10 protein-coding genes are annotated in these 15,740 nt (G+C 33.0%); all 10 read right to left on the reverse strand.

The features are described 5' to 3' along the window. Window positions 1-85: 85 nt before the first annotated feature. Window positions 86-412: a nucleotide pyrophosphohydrolase gene (locus ASD98_RS20825; RefSeq protein ID WP_012022600.1), complete on the reverse strand. Its 327-nt coding sequence runs from the start codon at window positions 410-412 to the stop codon at window positions 86-88. A gap of 2 nt (window positions 413-414) precedes the next feature. Beyond that, the gene (locus ASD98_RS20830) at window positions 415-2,406 is read right to left on the reverse strand and encodes a DUF3857 domain-containing protein (RefSeq protein ID WP_056208320.1); all 1,992 of its coding nucleotides are present in this window, start codon (window positions 2,404-2,406) and stop codon (window positions 415-417) included. Window position 2,407: 1 nt separating this feature from the next. Then, on the reverse strand, window positions 2,408-4,372 hold the full coding sequence (locus tag ASD98_RS20835) for a DUF3857 domain-containing protein (protein WP_056208323.1): 1,965 nt from the start codon (window positions 4,370-4,372) through the stop codon (window positions 2,408-2,410). A gap of 2 nt (window positions 4,373-4,374) precedes the next feature. Then, complete coding sequence (locus ASD98_RS20840) at window positions 4,375-6,399, reverse strand: DUF3857 domain-containing protein (RefSeq protein WP_056208326.1); 2,025 nt, start codon at window positions 6,397-6,399, stop codon at window positions 4,375-4,377. Window positions 6,400-6,419: 20 nt separating this feature from the next. Next, window positions 6,420-8,327, reverse strand: coding sequence for a DUF3857 domain-containing protein (locus tag ASD98_RS20845; protein ID WP_056208329.1), 1,908 nt, complete (start codon window positions 8,325-8,327; stop codon window positions 6,420-6,422). 64 nt (window positions 8,328-8,391) lie between these two features. Further along, window positions 8,392-8,844 carry a D-aminoacyl-tRNA deacylase gene (gene dtd / locus ASD98_RS20850; protein ID WP_056208334.1) on the reverse strand — a complete coding sequence of 151 codons (453 nt, stop codon included), beginning with the start codon at window positions 8,842-8,844 and terminating at the stop codon, window positions 8,392-8,394. 139 nt (window positions 8,845-8,983) lie between these two features. Beyond that, on the reverse strand, window positions 8,984-9,961 hold the full coding sequence (gene rsgA, locus ASD98_RS20855) for a ribosome small subunit-dependent GTPase A (RefSeq protein ID WP_056208337.1): 978 nt from the start codon (window positions 9,959-9,961) through the stop codon (window positions 8,984-8,986). Between the two features lie 131 nt (window positions 9,962-10,092). Continuing rightward, on the reverse strand, window positions 10,093-13,530 hold the full coding sequence (locus ASD98_RS20860) for a VIT domain-containing protein (RefSeq protein ID WP_056208340.1): 3,438 nt from the start codon (window positions 13,528-13,530) through the stop codon (window positions 10,093-10,095). Window positions 13,531-13,746: 216 nt separating this feature from the next. Next, window positions 13,747-14,829, reverse strand: coding sequence for a bifunctional 3-deoxy-7-phosphoheptulonate synthase/chorismate mutase type II (locus tag ASD98_RS20870; protein ID WP_029270594.1), 1,083 nt, complete (start codon window positions 14,827-14,829; stop codon window positions 13,747-13,749). A gap of 13 nt (window positions 14,830-14,842) precedes the next feature. Further along, window positions 14,843-15,700, reverse strand: a complete 858-nt coding sequence (locus tag ASD98_RS20875; RefSeq protein WP_056208346.1) for a prephenate dehydrogenase — start codon at window positions 15,698-15,700, stop codon at window positions 14,843-14,845. Window positions 15,701-15,740: the final 40 nt, after the last annotated feature.

The raw sequence follows: 15,740 nt of genomic DNA on the forward strand, positions 1-15,740 counted from the left end.
AATTCAGCCCCGCAATTTACCACTCCCCATTCATAATTCAAAATTCAAAACTCATAATTCAAAACTTATGAGTGATATTTCACAATTATTTCAATTTATCGTTGTTTTTGTGACGATCTTTATCTCTAACTGATTTTAAGTCCATTTTTTTATCAAAAGCGGCTTGTAAATCGATTCCCGTTTGATTGGCCAGACATAAAACTACAAAAACAACATCGGCTAATTCTTCGCCTAAATCTTTGTTTTTATCGCTTTCTTTTTCAGATTGCTCTCCGTAACGGCGGGCAATAATTCTGGCTACTTCACCAACTTCTTCTGTGAGCTGTGCCATATTGGTTAATTCGTTAAAGTAACGAACTCCGTGTTCTTTTATCCAGGTATCAACATCTAGTTGTGCATTTTTCAAATCCATGATTACATTTTTTTAAGGACAATTTTTTCGTTTTGACTCGCAACAACTTTTTGAAAAATATTTTTCAAACCTGTATATTGCTCTGCTGCAAAAATACTGCTGTTAATTTCTTTAGAGCAGGTTATTTGAATTTTATTTCCTTCGGCAGCAAAATTCAGCATGTAGATTATATTTTTATCTTCTGTCGCAATTCTAATAGGCTGTGGCAGAGATTCTATTTGAAAACCTTCTGGAATCTCTATATTCACATTATATTTTTGCTGATTTTTATATCCAAAATAAACTGGCATGACTCTTTGTTCCTGATTAAATGGATTTTTGTTTCTTGTAAAAAACAATAATGGATTTACGAAAATTTTCCCTCCTATTATATCGGACTGACTGCCTGACGTAAAAGAAAAAGTTTCTAAAATTGGATCTTTGATATTTGATTTTTGATTCTCAATTTTATAATTTGAAATATTCAGATTTCCTAATTCTGTTTCAAACTTTTCAAGATAATTATCCTGGGTTTTAGCGGCATTTTCAACTCTAAACTGATATGCATCATAATCTGTTCGAAGAATTCTGACCTGTCCGCTCATTTTTCCATCTTTATCTATTTTTGCCATCAAATTAAAACTTTCTTTGGAAGGATTTGAAGGCTCTAAATTGATCTCTACTGAAGTCCCTTCATTTTTTATAAGTCTTCCTTTCCAGTTCAAAACGTTTAAAGGTAAAATGTTTGGATAAGTATATTTGTGTGTTGCATCTAGTAGAAATTGTTTTCCGTCTATTTCTGCAGCGGCAATGACATAATTAAATCCGGTTCTGGTGGGATAGACAGGCAGTCCGTTTTCGATTGTACTTACTAAAACCGGGCTTGCCTCTATTCCTGTCAGTCTAAGCATATTGGTCAAAATGAAATTAATTTCGGCAACATTTCCCGTTTGGTCTGTATATGCTTTTTTAATTCCTTTATCTGTATAATAACCATAGTTTTCATTCCAGTTCATTTTGTTTTGAACATAGGTAAAAACCAAGTTAAGTCTTTCGTTTTGAGACTCTACATTTCCAATTAATCGTTTTACATCCTCGACTAAAAAACTCATTTCATTAAGTTCTTTTCCAAAACTGTCATCTTTAAAAATTGTTTTTGCCACACCTTCCCAAGTCATCGTATAATCTTTTACGGGTTGTTCCGGCATTCTTACTCTTTCCAATTCGTGCTTAATTGTTCCTTTATAATTTTCAATGTTATTTACATACGGTTCTTCATATAAAGCCGGGACATTTTTTCCTGAATAATAGGCTTCAATTTGTCGATATGAAAATGAATTGGTTTGATTGTGTTCGTTTTCGAATGTCTGGCTTCCGGTAGAGAATTTAGAATCGTTTTCCAGTGGAATTCCTCCGATTAAAATTGGTTTGTAGATGTAAAATTCAGGTATTTCTGTTTTATAATAAAAGTAATTAACCGGAATATCGTATTGCATATCAAAGTCAGGGAATTTTACAATATTCTCAGACTTCAAAATGTATTTATATTCGATAATAGAACCCACTTTTACATTGGGCAGTGTAATGGCTTTTTCTTTCCAGTAATTATTGATTTTTTTCTTAAATGCGCCTTGATTCTCCAGCTTGGTTTTTACTACGGCGCCATTTTCGAGATTATAGGTAATTGCATCAGAAAATTCTAGTCGGTCTTCGTTTAAGTTTTCATAACCTATATAAAATCTAACTTTTTGATCAGCCCATTTTAGGCCTTCTTTTTTGTAAATTTTAATTTTGACTTCACAGACATGGTTGGCCGTAAACCCAGCATCTTTATTGTAACTAAAATAGGTTCTTCCTTTTTTAAATAATATGGCTGCAGAGGCGCTGCTGTCTATTGGATGCACTTTTTCCTGAAGTTCCGCAATAGTTACTTTTCCCAATTGATAGTTTTGAGATTGTACTTTTGCGATAAAAACAAAGAAAATTATAGCAATTAAAAATTTTGGCAGCTTCATATTATATTCTTTTTAATACTATTTTTTCGTTTTGATTGGCTAACATTTTCTGATAAAGATTTTTCAATCCATTATATTGATCTGCTTCAAAAACGCTATTCTTAATAACTTTTGAGCAGCTAATTTGTATTCTGTCATCGACATTCACAATATCTAAAACAAAAACTATCTCTTTATTTTCTGATGAAATCTGAATAGGTTTAGGCATTGATTCTATTTTATAACCTGCAGGAATTTCCAGATTTATAATAATTTCCTCCTCCGAAGGATAACCAAAATAAATAGGCAATACCCTTTTTTCCTGATTAAATGGATTTTTCGTTTTGGTTAAAAACAGCAAAGGATTTAAAAATATCTTATCGTTGATAATCTCTGATTGATTTTCTGCCGTGAAAGAAAAAGTTTCTAAAACGGGTTCTGCAAGATTTGTTTTTTTATTTTCTATTTTATAATCCGATATCTTCAGATTTCCTAATTCTTCTTCTAACTTTTCAAGATAAGTTTCCTCATTTTTATTGTCATTTTCTACCCTAAAACCATACGCTTCATAATTTGCTCTCTGAATTCTGGCTTTACCATTCATTTTCCCTGAATCATCCATTTTCACCAGAACGTTTGTATATTCCTTAGATAAGTTTACTGGAATTAAATCAATTTCCTGCGAGGTGCCGTCTTTTTTGATCAGTCTTCCTTTCCAGTTTAATAGATTTAGTGGTAATATATCTGGTGAAGCGAGCTTGTGAGCCGCATCTAAAAGTATTTGCTTTCCATCAATTTCAGCAGAAGCAATAACATAATTAAAACCCGTTTTTGTGGGATAAACAGGTATGCCGTTTTCAATCGTGCTTACCAAAACCGGATTTGCTTCTATACCTGCTATTTTTAGCATGTTTATCAATATAAAATTGATTTCTGCAACATTCCCAATTTGGTCTTTATAGGCTTTTATAACACCTTTATCGGTATGGTAACCCTTTTCTCCATTCCAATTCATTTTATTTTGGAGAAAATTAAAAATAATATCTAATTTTTCTTTTTGAGATTCAACGTTGGTAACTAATCGTTCTACATCTTCAGCTAGAAATTCTTTTTCTTTTAATTCATTTCCAAAACTTTCACTTTTGTAAATTATATTCACCACATCCTGCCAAGGATCTGCAGACTCTATGAAGGGCATATTTTGAAGTCTTTTCCCTTGTAATTCGTTATGTATGGAACTGAGATAATTATTTATATTGTCAATATAATTTTCTTCAAAGAGTGCCGGAATATTATAGGCTTTATAAGTATTATTGGCCACTTTATAAGTCACTCCGTATATTTCTTTATTTTCTGTCAGATGAGATTCATTTTCTATTTTATTAAATCCTATTAACAATGTTTTGTAAATATAAAACTCCGGAATTTCAGTTTTATATTCTGCATAATTAACCGGTATATTAAACTGAAAATCAAAATCAGGAAGCCGAACTAACATTTCTGTTTTTAAAATGTATTTAAACTCTATTATTGAGCCCTCTTTTACATTAGGAAAAGTAATGGATGCTTCGTTCCAATATTTATTTTTTTTCGCCTTAAAACTACCCTCGCTTTTTAATGGCGTTTTTACGATTACACCGTTTTCAAGATTGTATGTTACCGCATCCGAAAATTTAACTGTATCATCATTCAAACCATCATAACCCACATAATAAGGAACTTTTTGATTTGCCCAGCTTAAGCCGCCTTTTTTATAAATTTTAATTTTTATTTCGTAGACATTATTCGAAACAAAACCTGCTGATGGACTATGAGTAAAAAAAGTCCTTCCTTTTTTAAATAAAATAGCAGCGGATGCGCTGCTATCTTTTGGATGCATTTTTTCTTCAAGTTCAGCAATAGTTACTTTTCCTAACTCGTAATTTTGAGATTGTACCTTTACAATAAAAAGGAAAAATAAAATAAATACTGAACTTGAAATTTTCATAATTAGATTCTTTTTAAAACTATTTTTTCTGTCTCTTTAGCAACCATTGCTTTGTAATATTCTTTCAGCATTTCATATTTTTCAGGTGATACAATTGCCTCGTTTATTTGATGCAAAATTGATAATTGAAGTACATTTGCACTTGCAGCAATATTAAACTTAAAAGTACCCAAATTACCTTCCATAGATACAGCTGCCGGAGCTGGTAATGTCTCAACTGTAAAACCTTCCGGAATTTGAATTGTAATATTGAATTTATCCGTAAAAGGATAACTAAAATCTACAGGATATTCCCTAACCTCTTGCGTAAATGGGTTTTTATCTTTTGTAAAAAACAGCATTGGACTAACGTAAATTTTTCCTCCAATAAGTTCACATAAATTTGTTCCCGTAAAAGAATAAGTCTCTGTTATAGGCTGTAAAATATCTTTTTCATTTGTTTTGACGTATTCGCTAATTTCGATTTTATTGTTTCGATTTTCCAGTTTTTCAAGATATTCTTCTTCCTTCAGACTGCTAATATTATCTCTCGTAATCATAGCATTATAGTCTGTAGATTGTCTTCTTGCTTTTCCTGTAACTTTACCATCGGCATCAATACTGTATGTCATGAAAACATTATCATTGGATGTTTTTTCAGGCATTAAATTGATTTCTTCAGATGTTCCGTCTTTTCGTATTAATCTTCCTGACCAATTGAGAACTCTTAACGGTAAAATATTTGGAGTTGAAAGTTTCTCAGACGCATCTAATAAAATATATCCGTTTGGAGTTTCTACCGCTGCAATTACATAATTAAATGCCGTTCGATTAGGAAATAAAGCTATCCCGTTAGAACGTGTACTAACCAATACCGGATTTGCAGTTAAGCCAGAATAGCGCAACATTGCAGTAAGCATCAAATTAATATCGGCAATATTTCCTGTTTTTTCTTTGTACGCTTTTCGAACCCCATTATCACAGCTGTAGCCTGTGTAATTGTTCCATTTTACACTAGATTTAACATGGTTAAAAACAGCCCATATTTTTTCCTCTGGAGTGTTTAGACCTGTCAGCAGTTTTTTCAAATCATCTTCAAAATATCCTGTTTTGTTTAATTCTGGTCCAAAATCATCATAATCATAAATTGTTTTCACTACGGAATTCCAATCTGTAGAATAGGGTTTCATTGGTCGGTTAGGGAATTTTGTCATTGATAATTCATGAGAAATAGAAGAAGTATAATTATCAATATTGTTAACAAAAGCTTCCTCTTTCATTGCCGGGAAATTCTCAGCGATATATGTTGTTTTAGTTTCTAAATAGTCAAATTTATCCTGAGTAAATTCTGTCCTAACAGCTCCGCCGCCAAATCCTCCTGAGTTATATCTTTCTTTCGAATTTATAATAATTGCTTTGTTATTTTTTTCTACAGTCATTTTAGGAAAGATATACCCTTTTTGTCTTGGACTAAAAACATAATATTCAGGTACATATGTAGAAAATTCAGAATAGTTTACCGGAATGCTTGTTTGAAAATCCCAATCACGGATCATCCCGTCACTCGGGCTTTTTATAGTGTATTTAAATTCTATAACTGAGCCTTCTTTAACATTTGGCATCGTTATCTTTTTTTGACTTCTGTATTTACTCACAACTTCATCAAATATACCATCACTTTTTAGTTTGGTACCTTCGACTTTTCCCCCAACTAAATTATATGTTACGGCATCACTGAATGTAACTTTTTCTCTGAACTCACTATTATAAATGTACAAGACTTCATGGTTTGCCCAATCATAGCCTTCTTTTTTATATATTTTTATACGTGTCTCAACATCAGTAATTGTCACAAAACCATCTGTTTGATCGTATTCAATTCTGGCTTTTCCTCTTTTATACAATATAGCAGCCGCTGCAGATGAATCTTTTGGATGCACTTTTTGTTCCAGCTCTGCAATAGAAACTTTTCCTAATTTAAATTCCTGCGCAGTTACTTTTGAAATAAACAACAATAAAATTACCAGGCTAAAAATCTTGATTTTCATTATTTTATTTTTGATTTTGGTTAGTTTTTGTTTAATATGATTTTGGCATTATCATTTCTTGACACCTGCTCTATAAAAAGACGGTATTCGTCATATTCTTTGCTTGAATATTTCCCTTTATTTACAAACATTGAGCGTTTGTATATCAGTTTATTATTGTCCTTCTTGATGATTTCGGTTTTGTATTCTCCAAATTTGCCTTTTAATTCAAAGTTTGAAGGCAGAAATTCTATTGAAAAACCAGCCGGAAGATTGATTTCGATTTCATCTGTATCTAAATATCCTCGCTGAATTTGAAATGGATTTTTACGGTTTCTAATTCGTTTTATATTTCCTGTATATTGATTAAAAGCATCAACCACAAACATCATTTTAGTACCCGAAAGTGTTCCGTAATTTGAAGCATTCATCTGAGCATCTTCAATAAAACGAACATTTTCCTTGTCGTTTGTAAAAGTTATTCTGCCCAATTTCAAATTATTGATATTATCCCAATACTCTTTGTAATGTTCTTCTTTTTCATTTGGCTGCATGGTTTCAACTCTTGATTTGGAAGCGTATTGACTTCCTTGCGATGCAATTTTTAAAACCCCCGAAAAATTTCCGTTTTCATCAATTGTATAAGTTCCTTTTCCGTCCTGAATATTTCCTTTATCATCGTAAATTTTAGTACGAACAATTTCTCCTCCTTCAGGTTTTACTACCAAAACATCACGATCATCTGTAAAAACTCCCTGATATCCAAAAGGATCATCCTGACTTGTACATTCTAACCAGATATAATTATTCCCATTTGGAACAGCAAGAATCATATGATTACCCTGCATCGAAACGAAATCTGACTGAATATCTAACTTATAACGATCTCCATATAAAATAGTATTATAAGATGGAACACCTACAACCTCCAGAAGTGCTTTTGTATAATTCGATAGTGCTTTACAATCTCCATATCCTAAACGATCTACATCACTGGCAAACATAGGTTTCCATCCTCCGATACCAACTGCAATATTCACATATCTGGACTTTTTTTGAACATAATCGTAAATAATTTTTGCTTTTTTGACAGGATCTTTTTCGTCTCCCACAAGTGCTTTTATTTTTACTTTGGTTTCATCAGGTAAAACAGTAGTCCCATTTAAGATTTTCTCTCCATACCATTTTCCAAATGCTTCCCATGTAGTAGCTTTTCCGTCAACTCCTTCTAAGTGAAAATTTTCTAATCCCATCATAACTTTAGGAAAAAGCTCCCCGTAAGACGGACTTAAATCTTCTTGTTTCTGAGCAGTAATATTTGTTGCTATGTAGCCTAAATTCGTATCTGTATCAGTCGTTTTTTTAATATTGAAACCATCAAATCGGAATTCTTTCTTTTTAAATCCCAATTCTTTAGGAAAGGTAACATTCAAAGCACATTTCTCTACGCTTAGATTATAAGCGCCCAAGAAATACCATTGTGGTATAAAAGCGGTATTTGAAGTTTCCGTTTCACAGGTGTAAACAATTGTAAAAGGATATGAAATTGGTGTATAATCTAAATAAAGTACCCGATTATCTGAAAACAGCGTACTGCCGCTAACTGCACTTTGGTCCCTAAAATCTTTCCGTTTTATTTTTTTTATCTCATTTCCTAATGCATCATAAACTATAGCTTCTATACTTTTTATTGAAGTAGTTTTATCATAATGCGCATAAGCATCAATATCATTTAAACCTTTTTCATTTAAGACAGAAACCACTCTTTGGGTTTTGATATTCATACTTCTTTGCGAAGCAATAACAATATCCATCTGATCTAAGCGTAGAACAGCATTAGCATTTTGTTTAAGACTATCAGGTATAAATAATGTAGAATAATTATTCTTCTGAGCAGAAGAAATAAGGGAAAATAAGATAAAAAAAAGCCTAAAACAGGTAGATTTCATTAGTAAGTAATTTCGTCAAATATATATTATTTTTAGAAATTCTTAACACTTGTTGAATTTATTTTTACTCCTTGTTTTTACTGTCTATAAGGATCGTTACTGGGCCATCATTTAACAAGCTGACTTTCATATCGGCACCAAAAATTCCTGTTTGCACTTTTTTACCAAACTCTTTTTCTAAAGCTTTTACAAAGTTTTCATACATTGGAATTGCGAATTCTGGTTTTGAAGCTTTTATGTAAGATGGTCGGTTTCCTTTTTTTGTAGAAGCGTGAAGTGTAAACTGACTGACAACAATAATTTCGCCGTCGACATCCTGAACCGAACAGTTCATGACATCATTTTCGTCGCCAAAAATTCTCATTTTTATAATTTTTCCGGCAAGCCAGTCAATATCTTCCTGAGTATCGGCATCTTCAATTCCAACTAAAACTAATAATCCTTTTTTAATATCGGCTGTTATTTGGTTATCAACGGTTACGGATGCCTCGGAAACTCTTTGTACGACTACTTTCATTATTACAGAAGATGGTTTGATGCCACAGATTAAAGGATTTAACGGATTTTAAACTAGCCTTAGATGTACTGCAGTGCATCTCTACATTTGAATACGTCGTGTTTTTGGAATTTGGAATTTGAAAAAATTGGAATTTCAATTACTTTCTCGTTTCATCACTCGCTGCACGATCTTCGCCATAAATATCGGTGCGGTAATGTTCATCATCACCTTCAAGAATTTTCAGATAACTGTTATAACGTGACCATGCAATTTCATCTTTTTCTAAAGCTGCTTTTATGGCGCAATGAGGTTCTTCTTTATGCAGACAATTATTAAACTTGCATTGATCTTTCAGTTTAAAGAATTCAGGAAAATAGCCGCTGATTTCTTCTTTTTCCATATCTACAATTCCAAAACCTTTGATTCCTGGAGTGTCAATAATTCGGGCATCAAAAGATAAATCATACATTTCAGCAAAAGTTGTTGTATGTTGCCCTTGTTTGCTTTGTTCTGAAATTACGGTAGTTTTAAGATGCAAACTTGGTTCCATCGCATTTACCAAAGTTGATTTTCCAACTCCGGAATGTCCTGAAAACATACTCACTTTACCAATCATCATTTCTTTAAGTTGATCAACCCCTTTGTTTTCGGTAGATGAAATTCTAAGGCATTTATATCCAATTTCGGTATATATATGCTGTAAGTAAAGCTGATCGTCTAAAGTCTGTTCGTTAAGTGTATCAATTTTGTTGAATATCAAAATTGCTTCAATTCCGTATGCTTCTGCAGTAACTAAAAAACGATCTATAAAACTTGTAGTTGTGGGCGGATTATCAATTGTAACCAGTAAAAAAACCTGGTCGATATTTGATGCAATAATGTGAATCTGTTTGGATAAGTTAACAGATTTACGAACAATGTAATTTTTTCTTTCGTGAATTTTATGAATCGTTCCCGTTAAGGCATCCGAAGTTTCTTCTAATTCATAATCGACAATATCGCCTACAGCAATTGGGTTGGTACTTTTAATACCTTTCATTCTGAATTTCCCTTTCATACGGCACTCAATAAAATCACCTTTTTCAGATTTTACGGTGTACCAGCTTCCTGTAGATTTATATACGATTCCTGTCATTCAAATTTTAGATTTCTGATTTTAGATTGCTCTTAAAGCTAAAAATTTTAAAAGGCAAAATTACGTTTTTAGAATTGAACAACGCAACTTCGCCTTTTAAAATTAAAATCTATCTTTTGAATTTATGAATCTTACCAGACTATTTCAGCTAAAACTTCATTCTCTTTAACTTTTCCGAGCTGAATTGTTTTTAAAGTTCTGGATGTTTTTCCTGCTTTAGTTGTATAAATTTCAACCATAATTGTAGCTGGGCCATTTTCATTTAATTCAGTTTCTCCAAAATAATTGGTTTTAATTTGATATTTCCCTTTCACCGCATTTCGAATTATATATTGTTCCGGGCCATAACCTTCTGTAAAATCTTTAGAAAATCTGGCACCCGCCTGTGTTCTCTCATGAGCATAGTAACATTCTTCCCCATTTGGTTCAATAACATGCAGGTCTAAATCGACATCCATTAAATTCCAGTTCATAATAATTCTGATATCAACCGGCATTTTCGCAAGATATTTTTTATCTAATTTATCTATCTTAATTCCTTTATGCTCCGTAATTAAACGGTTTATATCCATTAAAATAATATCTTCCACACCTTCATATTGTCCGTCCATTTCTCCGTAATAATTTACTTCCAGAGCTTTAACTAATTGATCAAAAGATTGCTGATATTTCCCTGCATCTTCCAGCGTCAATGCATAATCTCTTAAGCTTTGTGGTTCGTGAGCTCTCCATTTCGCCACTTGTTTTGCTGTAAACACCGCATCATCATAATCTTTCCATTGGCGTAATGTATACGTAAGTGTTTTATAAAGTTGATGATTCTCTAAACCTAAATCGGCAATATTACTGATAATCAATAATGCTTTTTTAACATCTCCCTGATTGTAGAAGAAATGCGCCACATCAAAATAAAAACTCGGATTTCTTTCCTGTGCTTTTCTCAATTCTAAATACAAATCGTATTGTTTTTCTTTTGGTGCTTTTGCTAAAGCTTTTAAATACAATCGATCTGGATTCCAACTTTTTGTTTGGACAACTCCACTATTTGAAGACTGCTTTTTCGTTGTTATTATAATAACTCCATTTACCCCACTGCTGCCATAAGCAGCAATTCTCGACGCATCTTTCAAAACATCTGCCGACTCGATATCATCCGACTTTAAATCCGTCAATTCGCCCTCATAAAACTGACCATCAACTATAATTAAAGGCTTATTTGCATTTGTAACTGATGTATTTCCTCTTATTACTACATTGTTATTTGGCGACTGCGTTACTTCTAATCCCGAAACTTTACCTTCGAGTGCCTGTGAAAGATCTTTATTTTTTAAGATGCCTTCTGAAATAGCACCAACAACATCTGATTTTTTTTGAGTTCCATATCCTACTACAACTGTTTCTTGTAATTTAGCAGCATTAGTCTCTCTTTGTATTACTTCGCTTCCAACTTTTTTATCTTTTAATTCAACAATTTTTGGTGGGTCGTCAGTAACTTCCTTCGCTTTCGCAACCACAGGTGCAACAAATTTTACCTGATTAGCTTGAGGTGTAGATGATACAGGAGCTGCTTGATATACATTATTATCTTCCTCAATAACCATTGCTGCTGGAGCCATTCCAACCGGTTCGTCTATTGTTAAAACAGCATCTGGATCTCCTTTTATAGTTTCAGATCCAATTGTTATATCCCCATCTCTGCCTCTTGCCCCTGGCGGCGGCGGTGGAACTTGTCCTTTGTGTTTATACTTCGACGCTATTTTTTGTCCTTTATACTTAATATTCTTTTTCCACCAAATATCTAATCCGTTAAAATAGCTTCCTATATTGTCCCAATTACTTTTTTGCTGAGCCAAATTAGTATCGTGTTCCTGTTTTTTAATTCTGTCAAATTCAGCACGTAATTCTGCTGGCGGAATAATATCATACGAAATATAATCGCGAATATTTTCTAAAACAATCAGCGAAGTATTTTTAGTAATGATGCCGTATTTGTTTCCCAAAAGCTCAATTTCGTCAGCATTTTTAGCATACTCAAAATCAAGATTTGCTATTTTTTTCTGCGCCCAAAGCTTTTCAATATTTACATCAGTCGTGTTTTGAACCGCACCATCCAACGTAATTTTTCTTTCTAAAACGGCTTCATTATTATATCCAAATAATAAAGTGATTTCGTTTTTTGGATTTAAAGAAATTCCCGAAAAACTAAAATTTCCTGAAACCGAAGTTCCTTCTATCGGAAACAAATCAGTTACCGTTAAATTTTCTTTTATTCCTAAAAATTTCAAATTTGTATTTGTCAATTTATCCAAAGCGATTTCAGTATTAATCTGATTTAAATTGATAAAATTACCACCAGTCTGCATTGCTGAATAATTCAGAAAGGCAAAATCGGCAGATACTGAAGAAGTAATGGTATAAATTGTTTTTTTAGTTTTTGGAAGAAGATTTTCACTCAAAGAAGATAATCCATCCGTAAAAAACAAATATTCATCCTGAGCTGTAAAGTTGAGCTGCGAAAAACGGGTTCCTCCATCGTATTTTGTTTTTTCTAAAACGGCTTTTAAAGCATCCCAATTTCCGTTAGAAATAATATATTCTTGTTGTTTATCAAAAGTATAATTCAAAAAGTACAGCGTAACTTTTGTGTTTTTTATTTTCTGAAAATAAGCATCCAGTAAATTCAATTCTTTCTTTAAATCTCTATTTTGGCAACTCAAAGAATTATCCCAAATTAAACCAATTGAAGCTGGTGTTTTTTTAACTGTTTTATTTCCTTCTATAAAAGTATTTCCATAAAAATAATGCTGTCCGCCAACGTCCTGCATCAAAACACTTGGAATATTTTGCTGTATCGGAATTTTTAGCACAATTTTTTCTGCAGGCTGATGATTTTCTTTTTTAACAGAAGCCTGAAAAGATTGATTCCACTTTGAAAAAGTAATTTCATTTCCTGAATTCTCTGTAACAGTTGGTGCTGTTGAAACTCCTAAAACCGATACATTAATTTCAAACTGATCTAATTTTTTCGGAAAACGGCTTACCAGTTGATACGCCAAATTATCTTTATCAAATGCCGAAAGCTCTTCTTCATAACCAATTATTACAGTTCGTTCTCCGTTTGGTAGTAAAGGATAAATTCTGGTTCTGAAATTATTTCCATCTACTTTCTCCAGCAAACCCGGATCAACACGACGATGTTCAATGGCTTCAAAAACCTGTTTTCCTTTATTTTTATTTACCGGAACGGCTTCTCTCATTTTTCCATTAATATCAATGGCATATCTTGAAACCGAAACATTTTCCGGTAACGGAAAAATTAGTTCTGCTTCCATCTGACGAGTTCCCGAATTAAAAAAGTGCATTTCGGCAGTGGTGTAAGCAATATTCCCAACAACTTTTACATTGACTAAAAGTTTGTTCATTCTCACTTTTTCAGCATCATCACCTTTAACATTTAGTTCAGGGCTTTGTGCGAAAGTTTTTGTTCCTAAAAACAGTATAAAACAAAATAACAATTTGAAGTTAACTTGAAACATTGCTGGCATAAAAACATTGGTTTTAGATTTCATAACGTGAAAGTTAAGGTTGTATATTGATATAGAGAACAAAAAACATAAAAAGGTTGGGAGGGTAATACTTCTTTCCAAAAAAAATCTCCAAAGCCTTACGACAATGGAGATTATAAAATTTTACGATATAAGTGATATAAGAAAATCTAATAATTGGGTTTGTAAAAATCAAATAAAACTTATAGCACTTATATTACTATATGGTTTTAGAAAAAATTATGCGTTGAAAATCTTCTCTTGGTGACCGATACTTTCCTGGTGGATTGCTTTGAACATTCTCAAAACAAACTCTTCAGTAAGACCTTTTTTCTCACCTTCTAAAATCATTTTTCCTAAGATTTCGTTCCAACGGTTGTTTTGAAGAATCGCTACGTTTGCATCTTTTTTCACCTGACCAATTTCGTCAGCCACTTTCATACGTTTTCCTAATAACTCTAATAAATTAGCATCAAGAACGTCGATGTTAGCTCTTAGTTTTGTCATTTTTGAACTGTACTCATCTGTAGTATCATCCGTTTTTCTGATCGTCAAATCTTTAATAATTTGTTTCAAAGCGTCTGGAGTAACTTGCTGCGCTGCATCAGACCAAGCGTTGTCCGGATCGTAGTGCGTTTCGATAATCATACCATCGTAGTTCAAATCTAAAGCCTCTTGCGTTACTTCGAAAATCATTTTACGATCTCCTGTAATGTGAGATGGATCGATGATTAATGGTAAATCAGGGAATTTATTTTGCAATTCGATAGCAATTTGCCATTCTGGAATGTTTCTGTATTTTGTTTTTTCGTAAGTAGAGAAACCTCTGTGAATAACTCCTAATTTCTCGATTCCAGCCATGTGTAAACGCTCAACACCACCTAACCATAAAGCTAAATCCGGGTTTACAGGGTTTTTAACCAAAACGATTTTATCAGTTCCTTTCAAGGTATCAGCAATTTCCTGAACTGCGAAAGGGTTTGCAGTTGTACGTGCACCAACCCATAAAACGTCGATATCATGTTCTAAAGCCAGTTTACAGTGAGCTGCAGTCGCAACTTCAGTTCCCATCAATAAACCAGTTTCAGCTTTTGCTTTTTGCAACCATTTTAAACCAATTTCTCCAACACCTTCAAATCCTCCCGGACGCGTTCTTGGTTTCCAGATTCCTGCTCTGAATACACTAACTTTTGAATCTTTCAATTCATGAGCAATTTTCAATACTTGATCTTCCGTTTCTGCACTACAAGGTCCAGCTATCACAAGTGGGTGATTTAAATTGAAATCTTCTAACCACTTTCTCATTTCTTTCTTATTTTCCATCTTAATTTTTAGTTTATTTTTTAATTGTTAATCCGTTTAATATCTCTTTTATTTTATTTGTGCTTTCCATTTCTTCAAAAATGGCATTGTAATTTTCATCTTTCAACAAATCCCTAAACCGACTTAGGTTTGAAATATATTCTTCTAATGTTTCCAGAACGTGTTCTTTGTTTTGCTTAAAAATCGGTGTCCACATTGCCGGCGAACTTTTTGCTAAACGAACGGTACTTTCAAATCCACTTCCCGCCATGTCAAAAATATCCTGTTCGTCTTTTTCTTTATTCATTACCGTTTTACCAAGCATAAACGAACTAATGTGGGACAAATGCGAAACGTAAGCGATATGTTTGTCGTGCGAAGTCGGATCCATATATCGAATCCTCATTCCTATTTCGCTAAAAAGCTTTAATGCTTTTTCCTGCAATTTAAAAGTGGTTTTTTCCACTTCGCAAATAATGTTTGTCTTTCCTTTAAACAAACCTCTTATCGCCGCCGAAGGCCCAGAAAACTCTGTTCCTGCTATTGGATGCGTGGCAATAAAATTTCTTCTTTTTGGATGACTTGCTACTGCTTCACAAATTGGTTTTTTAGTGGATCCAACTTCAAAAACTATTGTTTTATCTCCAACCGAATCCAGAACTTTAGGTAAAACTGTCAGCGCCACATCAACCGGAACCGAAACAATTACAAAATCGGCTTCGCCCAAATCTTCAAAACTTCCCGCTTCGTCTATAACTCCCAGATCAATTGCTTCCTGCAAATGTTTTTCGTTACTGTCGATTCCAAAAATTGTCGAATCAGGATGTTGGTCTTTGATGTCCAGCACCATCGAACCTCCTATTAGCCCTATTCCTATTACGTATACTTTCATACTATTTCTTTAAATTTCAATATTTTAAATTCCAAATTCC

Source organism: Flavobacterium sp. Root186 (genome assembly GCF_001428525.1).
Classification (GTDB): Bacteria; Bacteroidota; Bacteroidia; order Flavobacteriales; family Flavobacteriaceae; genus Flavobacterium.

Bases quoted from the DNA above. Each gene is read 5' to 3' on its own strand.
- ASD98_RS20825 (WP_012022600.1), bottom strand. From the start codon at position 412: ATGGATTTGAAAAATGCACAACTAGATGTTGATACCTGGATAAAAGAA.
- ASD98_RS20830 (WP_056208320.1), bottom strand. From the start codon at position 2,406: ATGAAGCTGCCAAAATTTTTAATTGCTATAATTTTCTTTGTTTTTATC.
- ASD98_RS20835 (WP_056208323.1), bottom strand. From the start codon at position 4,372: ATGAAAATTTCAAGTTCAGTATTTATTTTATTTTTCCTTTTTATTGTA.
- ASD98_RS20840 (WP_056208326.1), bottom strand. From the start codon at position 6,399: ATGAAAATCAAGATTTTTAGCCTGGTAATTTTATTGTTGTTTATTTCA.
- ASD98_RS20845 (WP_056208329.1), bottom strand. From the start codon at position 8,327: ATGAAATCTACCTGTTTTAGGCTTTTTTTTATCTTATTTTCCCTTATT.
- dtd (WP_056208334.1), bottom strand. From the start codon at position 8,844: ATGAAAGTAGTCGTACAAAGAGTTTCCGAGGCATCCGTAACCGTTGAT.
- rsgA (WP_056208337.1), bottom strand. From the start codon at position 9,961: ATGACAGGAATCGTATATAAATCTACAGGAAGCTGGTACACCGTAAAA.
- ASD98_RS20860 (WP_056208340.1), bottom strand. From the start codon at position 13,530: ATGAAATCTAAAACCAATGTTTTTATGCCAGCAATGTTTCAAGTTAAC.
- ASD98_RS20870 (WP_029270594.1), bottom strand. From the start codon at position 14,829: ATGGAAAATAAGAAAGAAATGAGAAAGTGGTTAGAAGATTTCAATTTA.
- ASD98_RS20875 (WP_056208346.1), bottom strand. From the start codon at position 15,700: ATGAAAGTATACGTAATAGGAATAGGGCTAATAGGAGGTTCGATGGTG.